This is a genomic window from Rhodocyclus gracilis, assembly GCF_009617575.1.
GTDB lineage: Bacteria > Pseudomonadota > Gammaproteobacteria > Burkholderiales > Rhodocyclaceae > Rhodocyclus > Rhodocyclus gracilis.
Genome location: NZ_WIXJ01000001.1, coordinates 625,623 through 640,393, shown reverse-complemented (window position 1 = coordinate 640,393; position 14,771 = coordinate 625,623). Strand labels below are relative to the sequence as shown.

12 protein-coding genes are annotated in these 14,771 nt (G+C 64.3%); 6 read left to right on the top strand and 6 right to left on the bottom strand.

The window, feature by feature from the left end; genetic code table 11:
• Positions 1 to 169 precede the first annotated feature (169 nt).
• Positions 170 to 739 (top strand): dCTP deaminase, encoded by a 570-nt coding sequence (dcd, locus tag GHK24_RS02860; protein ID WP_153468620.1) that lies wholly within the window; start codon positions 170 to 172, stop codon positions 737 to 739.
• Positions 740 to 857: 118 nt separating this feature from the next.
• On the top strand, positions 858 to 3,098 hold the full coding sequence (locus GHK24_RS02855) for an arginine/lysine/ornithine decarboxylase (protein ID WP_153468617.1): 2,241 nt from the start codon (positions 858 to 860) through the stop codon (positions 3,096 to 3,098).
• A gap of 604 nt (positions 3,099 to 3,702) precedes the next feature.
• Here the strand turns inward: GHK24_RS02855 and GHK24_RS02850 are convergent.
• The 4 genes from GHK24_RS02850 to yjgA form a co-directional block, all read right to left on the bottom strand.
• On the bottom strand, positions 3,703 to 4,245 hold the full coding sequence (locus GHK24_RS02850; protein ID WP_153468600.1) for a dihydrofolate reductase: 543 nt from the start codon (positions 4,243 to 4,245) through the stop codon (positions 3,703 to 3,705).
• 188 nt (positions 4,246 to 4,433) lie between these two features.
• Entirely contained in the window at positions 4,434 to 6,056 is a 1,623-nt protein-coding gene (gene pgi / locus GHK24_RS02845) for a glucose-6-phosphate isomerase (RefSeq protein WP_153468597.1), read from the bottom strand.
• Between the two features lie 3 nt (positions 6,057 to 6,059).
• Positions 6,060 to 6,854 (bottom strand): thymidylate synthase, encoded by a 795-nt coding sequence (locus GHK24_RS02840; protein WP_153468594.1) that lies wholly within the window; start codon positions 6,852 to 6,854, stop codon positions 6,060 to 6,062.
• A 153-nt stretch (positions 6,855 to 7,007) separates the two neighbouring features.
• A complete protein-coding gene (yjgA, locus tag GHK24_RS02835; protein ID WP_153468591.1) occupies positions 7,008 to 7,571 on the bottom strand; it encodes a ribosome biogenesis factor YjgA in 564 nt (187 codons plus the stop codon).
• A gap of 127 nt (positions 7,572 to 7,698) precedes the next feature.
• Between yjgA and pmbA the strand changes: the two genes are divergently transcribed.
• Together pmbA and GHK24_RS02825 are read left to right on the top strand one after the other, a co-directional pair.
• Entirely contained in the window at positions 7,699 to 9,093 is a 1,395-nt protein-coding gene (pmbA, locus tag GHK24_RS02830) for a metalloprotease PmbA (RefSeq protein ID WP_153468588.1), read from the top strand.
• Positions 9,094 to 9,243: 150 nt separating this feature from the next.
• Positions 9,244 to 10,326, top strand: coding sequence for a TRAP transporter substrate-binding protein (locus tag GHK24_RS02825; RefSeq protein ID WP_153468585.1), 1,083 nt, complete (start codon positions 9,244 to 9,246; stop codon positions 10,324 to 10,326).
• 87 nt (positions 10,327 to 10,413) lie between these two features.
• On the opposite strand, the gene GHK24_RS02820 is transcribed toward GHK24_RS02825, so the two are convergent.
• Both GHK24_RS02820 and GHK24_RS02815 read right to left on the bottom strand, forming a co-directional pair.
• Positions 10,414 to 11,871, bottom strand: a complete 1,458-nt coding sequence (locus tag GHK24_RS02820; protein ID WP_153468582.1) for a TRAP transporter large permease — start codon at positions 11,869 to 11,871, stop codon at positions 10,414 to 10,416.
• On the bottom strand, positions 11,868 to 12,458 hold the full coding sequence (locus tag GHK24_RS02815; RefSeq protein ID WP_167680815.1) for a TRAP transporter small permease subunit: 591 nt from the start codon (positions 12,456 to 12,458) through the stop codon (positions 11,868 to 11,870). Before GHK24_RS02815 ends, GHK24_RS02820 begins: the two co-directional genes overlap by 4 nt.
• A 341-nt stretch (positions 12,459 to 12,799) precedes the next feature.
• Between GHK24_RS02815 and GHK24_RS02810 the strand changes: the two genes are divergently transcribed.
• Positions 12,800 to 13,414, top strand: coding sequence for a histidine phosphatase family protein (locus tag GHK24_RS02810; protein WP_340666078.1), 615 nt, complete (start codon positions 12,800 to 12,802; stop codon positions 13,412 to 13,414).
• A gap of 81 nt (positions 13,415 to 13,495) precedes the next feature.
• Positions 13,496 to 14,746, top strand: coding sequence for a serine hydroxymethyltransferase (gene glyA, locus GHK24_RS02805; protein ID WP_153468576.1), 1,251 nt, complete (start codon positions 13,496 to 13,498; stop codon positions 14,744 to 14,746).
• The last annotated feature ends 25 nt before the right edge of the window (positions 14,747 to 14,771 follow it).

The window sequence follows — 14,771 nt, the reverse complement described above, 5'->3', positions numbered from 1 at the left end:
GCGGCGGGAAATCCCGCGTCGCGCCGGGCGTTTGCCGCCATCCGTTGCAAGACTGCCACGCCCCGCGCTTTTCTGTTGCCGGGCGCACCGTTGCGTCGGCTTTTCCGCCGCACAATCGACACAGACTCATCGTAGAATGTGCGCCTTTTCCGCTGACGGGTGACGAGCGATGTCAATCAAGAACGACCGATGGATCCGCCGCATGGCTGAAGAGCACGGCATGATCGAGCCGTTCGAGCCGAGCATGGTGCGTGAAGCGAATGGCGAGAAGATTGTTTCCTACGGCACCTCGAGCTACGGCTACGATATTCGCTGCGCCGACGAATTCCGCGTCTTCACCAATATCAACTCGACCATCGTCGATCCGAAACACTTCGATCCGCAGTCCTTCGTCGAAGTCTCGGGCAAGGGCTATTGCGTCATCCCGCCGAACTCGTTCGCGCTGGCGCGTACCGTCGAGTATTTCCGCATTCCCCGTCAGGTGCTCACCGTGTGTCTGGGCAAGAGCACCTATGCGCGTTGCGGCATCATCGTGAACGTGACGCCTTTCGAGCCGGAATGGGAAGGCTACGTCACGCTGGAATTTTCCAATACCACGCCGCTGCCGGCGAAGATCTACGCGGGCGAAGGCTGCGCGCAGGTGCTGTTCTTCGAGTCCGATGAAATGTGCGAAACCTCGTACAAGGATCGCGGCGGCAAATACCAGGGCCAGGTCGGCGTCACGCTGCCGAAAATCTGAGCCGCGCCGGCACGGTGCCGCAGGGGGGCGCCGTGCCACTCATCGAGTAAAGCCGCGCCCGCGCGGGAAAACAGTCGTTACCCCCTCATCCGAGGAGGGGGCAGGGGGTAGGTACACCATGCGTTTTCATTTTCCCGTCATCATCATTGATGAAGACTTCCGTTCCGAAAACACCAGTGGCCTTGGCATCCGTGCGCTCGCCACGGCGATTGAGGAAGAGGGGATGGAAGTGCTCGGCGTCACCAGCTACGGTGACCTGACCTCCTTTGCGCAGCAGCAGAGCCGTGCCTCGGTGTTCATCCTGTCGATCGACGACGAGGAGTTCGTTTCCGACCGCGCCGACGACACGATCGAGGAACTGCGCGCCTTCGTGAAGGAAATCCGCTTCCGCAACGCCGACATCCCGATCTTCCTGCACGGCGAGACGCGCACCTCGCGGCATATCCCGAACGACGTGCTGCGCGAGCTGCACGGCTTCATCCACATGTTCGAGGACACGCCGGAGTTCATCGCCCGCTACGTCGTGCGCGAAGCCAAGGATTACCTCGAATCGCTGCCGCCGCCCTTCTTCCGCGCGCTGACGCACTACGCCGCCGACGGTTCTTATTCGTGGCACTGTCCGGGGCACTCGGGCGGCGTCGCCTTCCTGAAGAGCCCGGTCGGCCAGATGTTCCACCAGTTCTTCGGCGAGAACATGCTGCGCGCCGACGTCTGCAACGCCGTTGACGAACTCGGCCAGCTGCTCGACCACACCGGGCCGGTGGCCGCTTCCGAACGCAATGCGGCGCGCATCTTCAACGCCGACCACCTGTTCTTCGTCACCAACGGCACCTCGACCTCGAACAAGATCGTCTGGCACTCGACCGTCGCACCGGGCGACGTCGTCGTCGTCGACCGCAACTGCCACAAGTCGATCCTGCACGCGATCATCATGACCGGCGCGATTCCGGTGTTCCTGATGCCGACGCGCAACCACTTCGGCATCATCGGTCCGATCCCCAAGGAAGAGTTCCGCTGGGAAAACATCGAGAAGAAGATCGCCGCCAACCCGTTTGCGCGCGACGTCAAGGCCAAGCCGCGCGTGCTGACGATCACGCAGAGCACCTACGACGGCATCCTCTACAACGTCGAGGAGATCAAGGAGCTGCTCGACGGCCGCATCGATTCGCTGCACTTTGACGAAGCCTGGCTGCCGCACGCGACCTTCCACGATTTCTATCGCGGCATGCACGCCATCGGCAAGGACCGCGCGCCCTGCCGCGATTCGATGCTGTTCTCGACGCAGTCGACGCACAAGCTGCTCGCCGGACTCTCGCAGGCGTCGCAGATTCTGGTGCAGGAGTCGCAGACGCGGCAGCTCGACCGCGACTGCTTCAACGAATCCTTTCTGATGCACACCTCAACGAGCCCGCAGTACGCGATCATCGCCTCGTGCGACGTTGCCGCGGCGATGATGGAGGAGCCGGGCGGCACGGCGCTGGTCGAGGAATCGATCCGCGAGGCGCTCGACTTCCGCCGCGCCATGCGCAAGGTCGACGAGGAATGGGGCGCCGACTGGTGGTTCAAGGTGTGGGGCCCGGACGACCTTTCCGAAGAGGGCGTCAGCGACCGTGAGGATTGGGTGCTCAAGGCCGGCGAACGCTGGCACGGCTTCGGCGATCTGGCGCCGGGCTTCAACATGCTTGATCCGATCAAGGCGACGATCATCACGCCGGGGCTCGACGTCGACGGCGACTTCTCCGACGAATTCGGCATACCGGCGGCGATTGTCACCAAGTATCTCGCCGAGCATGGCGTCATCGTCGAAAAGACCGGCCTGTACTCGTTCTTCATCATGTTTACCATCGGTATCACCAAGGGCCGCTGGAACACGATGGTCACCGAACTGCAGCAGTTCAAGGACGACTACGACCGCAACCATCCGCTGTGGAAGGTGTTGCCCGAATTCGTCGCCAAGCACCCGCGCTACGAGCGCATCGGCCTGCGCGACCTGTGCGACCAGATTCACGGCATTTACCGCGCCAACGACATCGCGCGACTGACCACCGAGATGTATCTGTCGAACATGGAACCGGCGATGAAGCCGGCCGACGCCTTCGCGCGCATGGCGCACCGCGAGGTCGACCGCACGCCGATCGACGAGCTCGAAGGGCGCATCACCAGCATCCTGCTGACGCCGTACCCGCCGGGAATCCCGCTGCTCATTCCTGGCGAGCGCTTCAACGCGACGATCGTCCGCTACCTCAAGTTCGCGCGCGAATTCAACGAGAAATTCCCAGGCTTCGAGACCGACATTCACGGTCTGGTCAAGGAAGTCGTCGACGGCAAGGCGCAGTACTTCGTCGACTGCGTGCGCTGAGCTTGTTAGTAGCGGGGTGAGCGGGCTCGGTCGGTGGACCGAGCCCGTTTTTCATTGGCGGCGGCTCCGACTGCCACGGCGTACTGAGCTCTGGGACGGAGTCCTTATTCCCGCATTTGCGGTGCGGTGGGGTGGAATCGGGCGCCGCGCGTAGGTTCGGCGTACGGCGCGTGGTGAATTGCGGGTGGCTTAGGCTTGGCTTGGTGCGTGCGGTGCGTGCGGCGGGCCGGGCGCCGGGCGCTCCTCATGGCTGCACAAATCGTCGCACCCGCCGCCCGGCCCGCCTTGTCGGGCTTGGCCGCGTACGGTTACCACCTCTTCTGCCGTCCGCTGTTTCTGCCTTTCGCCTTTCGTCAGATGCACCGACTCGGCTCGACATGACGGGAGTGGGGCCGGGGCAACGATTTGTGCAGCCATGAGGCGCCCCGGCCCCGCTCCCGTCATGCGCTATGGGCGCGACATCCCTATGTGCGCAAAACCCTCCCCGCAGCGTCTTAGGTCAGCCAGCCAACCTGAAATCCGATTACGCCTGCGGCTTCGTCGCGCCGAGAGATGCGCGAAATCTGAATGGCGCGGAATGCTGTATCGCGCTTCCGTATCGCGCTCAGCGCGCGTCGGCGATGCGCTGGTAGCTGACGAAGTCGAACGCCGGTTCGCTGCGGCTGCCTTCCTGCCGCCCGATCTCCTGCCACTCGTCGGCGGCGACGGGCGGGAAGAAGGCGTCGCCGTCGGCGTCGGCCGCCACCTCGGTGAGCACCAGCCGCTGTGCGAGCGGCAGCGCCTGTCGGTAGAGCTCGGCACCGCCGATGACGAAGACTTCGCCGCCGCCCGCCGCCGCAATCGCCTCCTCCAGCGAATGCACGATGCTGGCGCCCGGCGCGACGAATCCGTGGTCGCGCGTCAGCACCAGATTGTGCCGACCCGGCAAGGGGCGAAACGCCGCCGGCAGCGATTCCCAGGTGCGTCGGCCCATGATCACCGCGCAACCGCGCGTCGTCGCACGAAAGTGGCGCAGGTCTTCGGGCAGATGCCAGAGCAGTCCGTTATCGCGGCCGATGGCGAGATTGCGTGCCACGACGGCGATCAGCGACAGGCGTTGCGGCGTGGCCGCAGCGCCTTCATGGGCGGGAGGGGGCGTTGACGTCATGAGTGGGGTGTCGGGAAACGAGCAGAAAAATGGAGCGGAAAAATGACGGGGTGCGTGGCCGGTGCGCCGCAGGAAGCCTGCGCTCCCCGCAGCGCCTGATGTCGCGACGCCCGTTTTAGAGAGGCCTCGATTGGTGAGGCTTCGACCAAAAAGCGCGTGGTGGGCAGCGGCGTACGCCGGCGCCGCCCTTACAGATGGCGTTCGCGCACGGCGCGGCAGTGCGCGATGAGACCCGCCGTCGAAGTGTCGCAGCGGGTCGCCAGCGGCGTGTTGCTTTCGATGGCGGGCAGCAGGCGCTGCGCCAGATGTTTGCCAAGCTCGACGCCCCATTGGTCGAAGGAATTGATCCCCCACAGGACTCCCTGCACGAAGGTCTTGTGTTCGTAGGCGGCGAGCAGCGCGCCGAGATGGTAGGGATCGAGGCGCGGCAGGACGAAGGTCGACGAGGGCTGGTTGCCGGCGCAGCGGCGGTAGGCGGGGTCGGCTTCGGGTTCGCCGAAGGCCAGCGCCTCGCTCTGCGCGAAGCAACTCGCCAGCAGCCGTTCGTGGTGGCCGGGCAGCGGGTAGTCGCTTTCGACGATGGCGACGAAGTCGACGGGGAGCAGGCGTCCGCCTTGATGCAGCAGCTGGAACCACGCGTGTTGCGCATTGGTACCGGCGCCACCAAAGATCGCCGGTGCTGCCGGGCGTTGCAGCGGCTGGCCGTCGCGGCCGATGCTTTTGCCGTTGCTTTCCATCTCCAGTTGCTGCAGGTAGTCGGGCAATAGCGCGAGCGACTGGCTGTACGGCACGACGGCGTAGGCGCTCGCGCCGAGAATGCTGCTGTTCCATACGCCGACGAGTGCCATCAAGAGCGGCAGGTTTTCGCGTGCCGGCGCGGTGCGGAAGTGTTCATCCATGGCGGCGGCACCGGCGAGCAACTGCTCGAAAGCGTCCATGCCGATGGCCAGCACCAGCGGCAACCCGATGGAAGACCACAGCGAAAAGCGTCCGCCGACCCAGTCGCTAAAGGGAAAAATCATGTCTGGCGCGATACCGAAGCTGATGGCGGTGTCGCTGCGCGCCGTGACGGCAACGAATTGCCGTGCCAGCGCTTGCGCCGTCCTTTCGGGGCCATCGCTGCTGTCGCCGGCGTTGGCGATCAGCCACTCGCGCGCCGTCACGGCGTTGGTCAGCGTTTCCAGCGTGGTGAAGGTTTTGCTGGCGACGATGAAGAGCGTCGTGCGCGGATCGAGCGTTTCGAGCAGCGGCGCGAGGTCGGCGCTGTCGACGTTGGCGACGTAGTGCACCGCCAGCGTCGGGTGGCCGATGGCGCGCAGGGCGGTGGTCAGCATGCGCGGGCCGAGGTCGGAGCCGCCGATGCCCAGATTGACGATGGCCCGGATCGGTTCGCCCGAATAGCCGCGCCAGCGGCCGCTGCGTACCGCGTCGGAAAACTCGCGCAGGCGCGTCTGCGTGGCGCGGATCTCCGGCATGACATCGACGCCGCGCACGAAAAGCGGCTCCGCGCCCCGCCGGCGCAGGGCGAAATGCAGGGCCGCGCGGTCTTCGCTGGTGTTGATCGCTTCGCCGGCAAAGAGACGCTCACGCCAGTCGCTGACCTCGGCGGCTTCGGCCAGCCGCAACAGGTGCGCCAGCGACGCCTCGCTGATGCGCTGCTTCGAGTAATCGAAGAGCAGCCCGCCGACCCGGCAGGAGAAGCGCGAAAAACGCGCCGTGTCGTTGGCAAACAATTCACGCAAGCTCAACCCGCGTTCGGTGCGGGCGAGATCGTCAAGGTCTTTCCAGGCAGCGGCGAGGGTTGGGGTCATGGCCTAGACGGCGACAGGCGCCGCGATGTGAGGGTGGGGATCGTAGCCTTCGAGGGCGAAGTCCTCGAAGCGGAAGGCGAAGAGGTCGCTGACCTCGGGATTGATGCGCATCGTCGGCAGCGCGCGCGGGCGGCGGGAGAGTTGCAGCCGCGCCTGTTCGAGGTGATTGCTGTAGAGGTGCGCGTCGCCGAGCGTGTGCACGAAATCGCCGGGGCGTAGCCCGCAGACCTGCGCCAGCATCAGCGTCAGCAGTGCGTAGGAGGCAATGTTGAAGGGCACGCCGAGGAAGATGTCGGCGCTGCGCTGGTAGAGCTGGCACGACAGGCGCCCGTCGGCAACGTAGAACTGGAACAGCGCGTGGCAGGGCGGCAGCGCCATGTGCTCGACGTCGCCCGGATTCCAGGCGCTGACGATGTGCCGGCGCGAGTCCGGGTTGTTCTTCAGGCTGGCGACGAGTTGCGCGATCTGGTCGATCTCTCGCCCGTCGGGCGTCTGCCAGTGGCGCCACTGGTGGCCATAGACCGGGCCGAGGTTGCCGTCGGCGTCGGCCCACTCGTCCCAGATGCGCACGCCGTTCTCGCGCAGGTAGCCGGTGTTGGTGTCGCCGCGCAGGAACCACAAGAGCTCGTGGATGATCGAGCGCAGGTGCAGCTTCTTGGTGGTGAGGACGGGAAAGCCGGCGGCGAGGTCGAAACGCATCTGCCAGCCGAAAACCGAGCGCGTACCGGTGCCGGTGCGGTCGGATTTTTCTGCGCCGTGATCGATCACATGGCGCATCAGATCAAGGTACTGCTGCATGCGGGCGTCAATATCCGGTCGAGGTAACCGGATTGATTGTAACGGAAGGGCGTTACGCCGGCGTTGCCGAAATCAGCTGGACGGCGCGGCGACGCTGTTGGCCGCGTCGATCACGCTGATTCCGTGGCGCTCGCCGCTGCCGTGGTCGGCGGCTCAGTCGTCGCTGGCGTCGTCAGCGTCAGGCGCGTCGGCAGCGTCGGTGCCCAGCGTGGTGTCACCGCTCAGGGCGCGCAGCTCGCGGAAGAGGGCGCGATAGCTGCGCGGCGGTTTGCCATTCGCTTGCTCTTTGAGCGCCGAGCGGCGCAGGGCGCGCAAATGCTGTAAATCAGCACCGGGGAATTCGTTGGCGACCTCGCCGAGCGCGCGTTCGTCGGCGAGGATGGCGGCACGCAGCCGTTCCAGCCGGTGCATGCGGGCGATTTCGACGGCCGAGTCGCCTCGCGCCTCGGCCAGCGCCGCGCGGATGGGCTCCGGATCGATGTCGCGCATCAGACGGCCGATGTACTGCATCTGCCGGCGCCGCGCTTCGTCGTTGCGCGTCATGCGCTGCACTTGTCGCACCGCGTCGTGCAGGCTTTCCGGTAGATCGATTTTTTTCAGGCGGTCAGACGACAGGCCGGCGAGTTCTTCGCCAAGCGTTTGCAGCTCCTCCATTGCCTGCTTGCGGCGGGTCTTCGAGAGGGGGAGTTCGGTGTCGGCGTCGTGGTCGGCGGGCATCGTCTGAGGGCTTCCGGGAAAGGGATGAAACGTCGCGGCAAGTCGCATTTTTGACCCCGTAGAGTCGCGGCGGCGCGGTTGGGCGAACTGCTATGATAGCGGCTTTACCCCCCGCTTGCCCGCCACCATGCCTCGTTCCCCGAAACCGTCCGCCGCCGCTTCACCGGCTCCTTCCGCTGCTCCGGCGCACTTCGCGCATGGCTTTGCGACCTTGCAGCAACTGGCGGCTGACGCGTTGGCTCATGCCCGCGCCAAGGGCGCCAGCGCCTGTGAGGTCGAGGTTTCGGAGGGCTTTGGCCAGTCTGCCACCGTGCGTTGCGGTGACGTGGAGACGATCGAGTACAACCGCGACAAGGGCGTCGGTGTGACGGTCTTCGTCGGTCAGCGCAAGGGTTCCGCGAGTACGTCCGATTTCTCGCCGGAAGCGCTGCGCCAGACGGTCGAGGCGGCGCTCGATATTGCCCGCTTTACCGCCGAAGACAATTGCGCCGGTTTGCCCGACGCGAACTGGCTGGCGCAGCCGGGGAGCATTCCCGATCTCGCCTTGCATCATCCGTGGGATCTGTCGATCGAAGCGGCGATTGCGCTGGCGCAGCGCTGCGAGGAAGCGGCTTTTGCCGTCGGCAAGCAGATCACCAATTCGGAAGGGGCGAGCGTCGCGACGCAGCAAGGGCATTTCGTTCTCGCCAACAGTCTCGGCTTCATGGGCGGTTACCCGAGTTCGCGCCATTCGCTGTCGTGCTCGGTCATCGCCGGCAAGGGCGATGCGATGCAGCGCGACGACTGGTATTCGACGGCGCGCGATGCGTCGCTGCTGGCTTCGCCCGAGTCAATCGGTGATACCGCTGCCCGGCGGGCGCTGGCTCGCGTTGGCGCACGGCGGATTCCGACCGGCAAGATGCCTGTGCTGTTCGAGGCGCCGCTGGCGGCTTCCCTGCTCAATAGCTTCGTGCATGCGGCGAGCGGCGGCAGCCTCTATCGGCGGGCGTCCTTCCTCATGGGACGCCTCGACAAGCGGGTGTTTTCCAAGAAGGTGAATATCGCCGAGCGTCCGCATCTGGCGGGCGCGCTCGCCAGTTCGCCGTTTGACGGCGAAGGGGTGGCAACGCGGGATCGCGATCTCGTCGTCGATGGCATCCTGCACGGCTGGTTCCTGAGTACCTACACGGCGCGCAAGCTCGGGCTGGCGAGCACCGGTAACGCCGGTGGCAGCCACAACCTCATCGTCAAACCCGGCAAGCGCGACTTCAAGGCGATGCTGCGCAAGATGGATCGCGGCCTGCTCGTCACCGAACTTCTCGGACAGGGCATCAATTACGTTACCGGCGATTATTCGCGCGGCGCCGCCGGCTTCTGGGTGGAAAACGGCGAGATCGTCCATCCGGTCGAGGAAATCACCATTGCCGGCAATCTCGCCGAGATGTTTCGTTCGATTGCGGCCATCGGCAACGATGTCGTCGTTCGTGGGTCGAAGCAGGTGGGTTCGCTGTTGATTGAAGAGATGAAGGTCGCAGGCGACTGAGCGTCGGGTACGGCGTTCTCCATCGCCGCTCCGTGCGGTACGGGCAGGAAGGGTTCGATCAGGACTGCCGGTGGGGATGGGGTGTTTCATGGCGACGGCATTGGCGTTAATCTTCAGGCGTTCCCCTTCCAAACCCTGAGGAGACAAACCATGGAGAGACGTTCCTTCCTGAAAAAGACCGGTGTGGGGCTGGCGGCCGGAGCATTGGCGATGCCAGCGATCGCACAAACGACACCTACCATCAAATGGCGTCTGACGTCGGGCTTCCCGAAGAGCCTCGACACGATCTACGGCGGCGCCGAAGTGCTGGCCAAGCGGGTGAAAGAACTCACGGGCGGCAAATTCCAGATTCAGGTGTTTGCGGCCGGCGAACTCGTTCCTGGCGGGCCGGCGGCGCTCGATGCCGTGCAGGCCGGCACCGTCGAGTGTTGTCATACCTGCTCGTACTACTCTTTCGGCAAGGAGCCGACTTTCGCCATCGGCTCGGCGCTGCCCTTCGGGATGGATTGCCGGCAGGCGAACGCCTGGTTCTACTACGGCAACGGCCAGAAGCTGATGGACGAATTCTTCAGCAACTACGGCCTGCAGTCCTTCCCCGGCGGCAACACCGGCACCCAGATGGGCGGTTGGTATCGCAAGGAGTTGACGAGCCTTGACGACATCAAGGGGCTGAAATTCCGTGTCGCCGGTATCGCCGGGAAAGTGTGGGCCAAGCTCGGTGCCGTACCGCAGCAGATCCCCGGTGGCGATATCTATCCGTCGCTCGAAAAAGGCACCATCGACGCTGCCGAATGGGTCGGCCCCTATGACGACGAAAAGCTTGGTTTCTACAAGGTCGCCAAGAATTACTACTATCCGGGCTGGTGGGAGCCGGGTCTGGTGATCCACTTCTTCGTCGCCAAGAAGGAGTGGGACAAGTTGCCCGCCGAGTACAAGGCGGCCTTTGAGGCGGCGGCCTTCGAGGCGAACGTGACGATGATGGCCGAGTACGACCACAAGAACCCGGCGGCGCTGTCGCGGCTGCTTTCCAGTGGCGTCAAGCTGCGTCGCTTCAGCAACGAGATCATGCAGGCCGCGCAGAAGGCCTCGCAGGAGGTTTATGCCGAAGAGTCGGCGAAGAGCCCGGCGTTCAAGAAGATATCGGAGGATTACTTCAAATACGCCAAGGTGCAAAACGCCTGGTTCAGCATCGCCGAAGCCTCAATGGCGCAGTTCCTGCACGGCGCCAAGTAGGACTCTCCAGACGGCGCAGTCGTCTGGTGTGTTGTGCAGAAAGCCCCGCTTGGCGGGGCTTTCTCTTTGGCGGGGCAGGGGCAGTTGCTACTTTTCGCCGCGCAGCGTTTTGGCGAGATCGTCGTCGTCTTTCTGCGCGGGAGCGTCGCTGCTTCCGCTTTGCTGGAGCTGTTCGATCGACAGTTCGACCTCGGGCTTTTTCGTATCGCCGTGGCCGCTGTCGCCGTAGCTGACGATGTTCGGGAAGACGATGATCAGCGAGACCATGATGATCTGGATCAGCACGAAGGGAATCGCGCCCCAGTAGATTTCGGACGTCTTCACTTCCTTCGGCGCGACCGAACGCAGGTAGAAGAGCGCGAAGCCGAAGGGCGGGTGCATGAACGAGGTCTGCATGTTCACTGCCAGCAGCACGCCGAACCAGACGAGGTCGATACCGAGCTTGTCGGCCACCGGCGCCAGCAGGGGCACGATGATGAACGACAGTTCGAAGAAGTCGAGGAAGAAGGCGAGTACGAAAACGAGGATGTTGACGACGATGAGGAAGCCAACCACCCCGCCGGGCAAGGCCGTGAGTAGCTCTTCGACCCAGAGGTGGCCGTCGACGCCATAGAAGGTGAGCGAGAAGACGCGCGCACCGATCAGGATGAAGACGACGAAAGTCGTCAGCTTGGCGGTCGAGTCCATCGCCTGGCGGAGCAGCCTCCAGGAGAGACGCTTTTTCGCCAGTGCCAGCAGCAGCGCGCCAGTGGCGCCCATGGCACCGCCCTCGGTCGGCGTGGCGACGCCGATGAAGATGGTGCCGAGGACGAGGAAGATGAGCAGCAGCGGCGGCACCAGCGAGGTCAGCGTGCGCATGAGGAGCTTCATGCCATGCAGCGAGCGGGCCTCCAGCGGCAGGGCGGGCACCGCCGCCGGACGGAAGATGCTGACCAGAAAGATGAACCCGACGTAGAGCGCGGTGAGGGTGAGGCCGGGGATCAGCGCCCCCTCGTAGAGGTCGCCGACCGAGCGGCCGAGCTGGTCGGCCATGATGATCAGCACCAGCGACGGCGGGATGATCTGCGCCAGCGTTCCCGAGGCGGCGATGACGCCGGAGGCGATCTTCCGGTCGTAGCCGTAGCGCATCATGATCGGCAGCGAGATCAGGCCCATCGAGATCACCGACGCGGCGACGACGCCGGTGGTCGCCGCCAGCAGCGCGCCGACGAAGATCACCGCGTAGGCGAGCCCGCCGCGGATCGGCCCGAACAGCTGGCCGATGGTGTCGAGCAGTTCCTCGGCCAGCCCCGAGCGTTCAAGCACCAGCCCCATGAAGGTGAAGAAGGGCACGGCGAGCAGCGTGTCGTTGTTCATGATGCCGAAGACGCGCTCGGGCAGCGCCATGAACAGCGACTCGTTGAGCAGGCCGAGATGGATGCCGAGCAGGCCGAAGAAGATGCCGTTGGCGGCAAGCGCAAAGGCGACCGGGAAGCCGACCAGCATGAAGACAATCAGCGCGCCGAACATGATCGGCGCCATGTTGGCGATGAGGAACTCGTTCATACGCGCTCCCCACGGGCCGTCGCGGCGATTTCAGCCGCCAGTTGCTCTTCGGCGCTGATGCCTTCCTTTTCGGTCGGATCGGCGATCAGTCCGCGCAGGAAAGCAACGCGCTTGATCAGCTCCGAGACGCCCTGCAGCGCGAGCAGCGCAAAACCGACCGGCAGCAGGATTTTCACCGGCCAGCGGATCAGCCCGCCGGCGTTCGACGACATTTCGCCGCCGGAGAAGGACATCATGAAGAACGGCCAGCCGAGACTGACGAAGAGATAGACCATCGGGAAGAAGAAAAACACGAAGCCGAAGATGTCGATCCACGCCCGGCTCTGTGCACTCAGGCGGCCGCTGATGATGTCGATGCGCACATGCTCGTTTTTCATCAACGTATAGCCGGCACAGAGCAGAAAGATCGCCGAGAAGAGGTACCACTGGATTTCGAGCAGCGCGTTCGAGCTCCAGTTGATCGAGTAACGCATGCTGGCGTTGCCGGCGCTGATGAGGGCGACGATCATGACCAGCCATGTCGTTGCCTTGCCGATGCGTTCAGTCAGTGCGTCAATCAGACGCGAAAAGGTGAGCAGTGCTTCCACTGAGCGTGTCTCCGGGTTTGTTGTACTATGCCGGTCTTCTTATGCCGGCTGTCCTGCGCTAATGCGGTCATGTCGTCGCGTGTGTCGGCCCTGCCTCCGGCGATTCAGTCTTGCTTTCGTCCCTTCGTCTTGCATGAAGTTCTCGGGCCTGACCAAATCTTTTGTCCGGTGCAGTATGACAAATGCGCCCGCCAGCGCATTTTTTGGTGCGTCAGGCGGCAGGTCAAGCCCGTGCGAGTGGCCGGCGTTGCAGGGTGGAGTCTGACGTGGTGACGGGGGAATCAGTGGTGCGGGACGGGGCGGCGAATGTGAATGCGGAGGCGGCAACACGGATCTGTCTGGTGCGCCACGGCGAAACCGACTGGAACGTCGGTGACCGCATTCAGGGCAATCTCGATATCGAACTCAACGCCGTCGGTCTGAAACAGGCGGCCGCCGTTGGCCGCCGTCTGGCCACAGAGTCTTGGGACGCGCTGTACAGCAGCGATCTGGCGCGCGCCCGGCAGACCGCCGAGTGCATCGGCGCCGCTACCGATCACGAGGTGCGTCTGCTGCCGGCGTTCCGGGAGCGGCGTTACGGCCTGTTTGAGGGGCTGACGCGCACGCAGGCGCGCGAGCGTTTCCCGCTGGAGTACGCGGCGGTCGAGCGGCGCGACCCCGAGACGGTGCCGCCCGGCGACGGCGAGAGTCTGTCCGCGCATTTCGCACGCATCGCCGCCGCCTTGCAGACGCTGGCGGATGCCCATGTCGGACAGCGGATTCTGGTGGTGACGCACGGCGGCGTGCTGGATCTCGTCAATCGCTTCGTACGCCGGCTGCCGCTCGATACGCGCCGCGATTTCCTCATTCCCAATACCGGAATCAACCGGGTCGTGCGCGACGCCGACGGCTGGCGTATCACCGAGTGGGGCGACGTCCGCCATCTGGCCGACGCAGGGCGCGACGAGCTGATGTAACTTCGTGACGCCCGCGCGCCATTGAGACGGCGTGGCCGCATGCTACAATCGCCCCCTTTTCAAGGGCTTGAGAGGCGCACGATGTTTTCCGCAAAAGACACCCTGGCAACTGTTGATGCCGAACTCTGGCGTGAGATCGAGAACGAGAACCGTCGCCAGGAAGAGCATATCGAGCTGATTGCTTCCGAAAACTACGTCAGCGCCGCCGTCATGCAGGCGCAAGGCTCGCAGCTGACCAACAAGTACGCGGAAGGCTATCCCGGCAAGCGTTACTACGGCGGCTGTGAATACGTCGACGTCGTCGAGCAGCTGGCGATCGATCGCGTGAAGAAGCTCTTCGGCGCCGAAGCCGCCAACGTGCAGCCGAATTCTGGCTCGCAGGCCAACCAGGCCGTGCTGTTGGCCTTCGCCAAGCCCGGCGACACGATCATGGGCATGAGCCTCGCCGAAGGCGGCCACCTGACGCACGGCATGCCGCTCAACATGTCCGGCAAGTGGTTCAACGTCGTCGCCTACGGCCTGAACGACAAGGAAGAAATCGACTACCCGCGCATGGAAGCGCTGGCGCGTGAGCACAAGCCGAAAATCATCATCGCTGGTGCCTCGGCCTACGCACTGCGCATCGATTTCGAACGCTTCGCCAAGATCGCCAAGGAAATCGGCGCGATTTTCTGGGTCGACATGGCGCACTACGCCGGCCTGATTGCGGCGGGCGGCTACCCGAATCCGGTGCCGCACGCCGACGTCGTCACGACGACGACGCACAAGACGCTGCGCGGTCCACGCGGCGGCGTCATCCTGATGAAGGCGGAGCACGAAAAGGCCATCAATTCGGCGATTTTCCCGGGGCTGCAAGGCGGACCGCTGATGCACGTCATCGCCGGCAAGGCCGTTGCCTTCAAGGAAGCCGCCACGCCGAAGTTCCGTAACTATCAGGAACAAGTGCTGGCCAACGCTCGCGTCATGGCGCGCGTGCTGTCCGAAGAGCGCGGTCTGCGCATCGTTTCCGGTCGCACCGAGTCGCACGTTTTCCTGCTCGATCTGCGTGCCAAGAACATCACCGGCAAGGAAGCCGAAGCCGTTCTGGGGGCCGCGCACATCACGGTGAACAAGAACTCGATTCCGAACGATCCGCAAAAGCCGTTTGTCACCTCCGGTATCCGGATCGGATCGCCGGCAATGACGACGCGTGGTTTCACCGAAATCGAAGCGGAGCAAGTCGCCCACCTCATCGCCGACGTGCTCGATGCGCCGCACGATGAAGCCGTTCTGGCGCGGGTGCGTGCCGACGTGGCGGCGCTGTGCCGCAAGTTCCCCGTCTACGGCGCGTGAGTCTGCCTGACGGCGGCGCGACACC

What these genes read in the sequence shown, in the direction of transcription:
- yjgA (WP_153468591.1), bottom strand. Translation starts at nt 7,571, where the DNA reads ATGCCCGCCGACCACGACGCCGACACCGAACTCCCCCTCTCGAAGACC.
- pgi (WP_153468597.1), bottom strand. Translation starts at nt 6,056, where the DNA reads ATGACCCCAACCCTCGCCGCTGCCTGGAAAGACCTTGACGATCTCGCC.
- GHK24_RS02825 (WP_153468585.1), top strand. Translation starts at nt 9,244, where the DNA reads ATGGAGAGACGTTCCTTCCTGAAAAAGACCGGTGTGGGGCTGGCGGCC.
- GHK24_RS02850 (WP_153468600.1), bottom strand. Translation starts at nt 4,245, where the DNA reads ATGACGTCAACGCCCCCTCCCGCCCATGAAGGCGCTGCGGCCACGCCG.
- pmbA (WP_153468588.1), top strand. Translation starts at nt 7,699, where the DNA reads ATGCCTCGTTCCCCGAAACCGTCCGCCGCCGCTTCACCGGCTCCTTCC.
- glyA (WP_153468576.1), top strand. Translation starts at nt 13,496, where the DNA reads ATGTTTTCCGCAAAAGACACCCTGGCAACTGTTGATGCCGAACTCTGG.
- GHK24_RS02855 (WP_153468617.1), top strand. Translation starts at nt 858, where the DNA reads ATGCGTTTTCATTTTCCCGTCATCATCATTGATGAAGACTTCCGTTCC.
- GHK24_RS02820 (WP_153468582.1), bottom strand. Translation starts at nt 11,871, where the DNA reads ATGAACGAGTTCCTCATCGCCAACATGGCGCCGATCATGTTCGGCGCG.
- GHK24_RS02840 (WP_153468594.1), bottom strand. Translation starts at nt 6,854, where the DNA reads ATGCAGCAGTACCTTGATCTGATGCGCCATGTGATCGATCACGGCGCA.
- dcd (WP_153468620.1), top strand. Translation starts at nt 170, where the DNA reads ATGTCAATCAAGAACGACCGATGGATCCGCCGCATGGCTGAAGAGCAC.